General features: G+C 70.3%; 1 protein-coding gene. It reads left to right on the top strand.

The window, feature by feature from the left end; all coding sequences use genetic code 11:
* Positions 1-34: 34 nt before the first annotated feature.
* Positions 35-708: lysophospholipid acyltransferase family protein (locus B0E41_RS00090; RefSeq protein WP_143433579.1), on the top strand; the 674-nt coding region annotated here is incomplete at its 3' end.

The following is a 708-nucleotide window of genomic DNA, read 5'->3' as shown; positions in this document are numbered from 1 at the left end:
CTCTCCCTCCACGCGTCCACAGCCCCTCCCCCCCATGGAGCCCGAGGGTTCGTCGCCACGCCGCTTGCTGGCCGCGCTGGCCCGGCAAACCATCGTCACCGGGGCGAGCCTGATCACCGGCCTGCGCTCGCTGTGGAGCCGCACCGGGCCCACAGCCAACCAGACCGTGTACTTCGCCAACCACACCAGCCACGGCGACTTCGTGCTGCTCTGGGCCGCGCTGCCGCCCGACCTGCGCACGCTCACCCGCCCCGTGGCCGGCGAGGACTACTGGAACACGTCGGCGCTGCGCCGCTTCATCGGCCGCGACGTGTTCAACGCCCTCATGATCCGGCGCGACGCCAGCGCGGGCGGCCCCAGCAGCGTCGACCCGCTGGCGCAGATGGGCGCGGCGCTCACCGCCGGCGACTCGCTCATCATCTTTCCCGAAGGCACGCGCAACACCGGCGAAGCGGTGCTGCTGCCGCTCAAAAGCGGCATCTACCACCTCTCCCGCTCGTTCGGCCATGTGCGCTTCGTGCCCGTGTGGATCGAAAACCTGAAACGCGTGTTGCCCAAAGGCGCCCTGCTGCCCGTGCCGCTGGCCTGCAGCGTGCGCTTTGGCGAGCCGCTGGAACTGGTGCCGCAAGAAGACAAGACGCAGTTTCTGCAGCGCGCGCGTCAGGCCCTGCTGGACCTGCGACCCGAATACGACCGCGAGGCCGACCC

It is taken from the genome of Hydrogenophaga sp. A37, assembly GCF_002001205.1.
GTDB lineage: Bacteria > Pseudomonadota > Gammaproteobacteria > Burkholderiales > Burkholderiaceae_C > Hydrogenophaga.
Note: the sequence above shows the minus strand (reverse complement) of the source record. Positions and strands in the feature narration are given on the sequence as shown.